The 359-nt window shown below is 68.8% G+C and carries 1 protein-coding gene; it reads right to left on the bottom strand.

The window, feature by feature from the left end; all coding sequences use genetic code 11:
- Nucleotides 1-359, bottom strand: a 359-nt coding sequence (locus AC1DN0_RS41980) for a sensor histidine kinase (RefSeq protein ID WP_477146743.1), incomplete at both ends; no start/stop codon positions are given.

The raw sequence follows: 359 nt of genomic DNA, 5'->3' as shown, positions 1-359 counted from the left end.
GGTGAGCGCCACCTGCAGCGTACCGTCGCCACCGTACTTGATGGCGTTGTCGATCAGGTTCTTGATCGCCTCGCGCAGCAGCAGCGCGTCACCGCGCACCCAGGCCGTCTGCGCGCTCACCGCAAGCTGCACGCGCGGGGCGGGCAATGCCTGCGGCAGCGCTTCGTGCAGCGCCTGGTGCACCGTCTCGGCCAGGTCGACCGGGCCGAAATGCTGCAGGTTGGCGCGGTGGATCACGCTGGCATCGCTGAGCAGCTGGTTGAGCAGGCGGCTCATGTGGGTGGCATTGCGCTCGATGGCATGCAGGCTGCGGCGCATGTCCTCGGGATCTTCCTCGTCCAGCGCCAGCTGCGCCTGCG

The sequence above is a fragment of the Cupriavidus sp. 05N39 genome (assembly GCF_056397325.1).
This window is presented reverse-complemented; position numbering and strand designations above follow the sequence as displayed.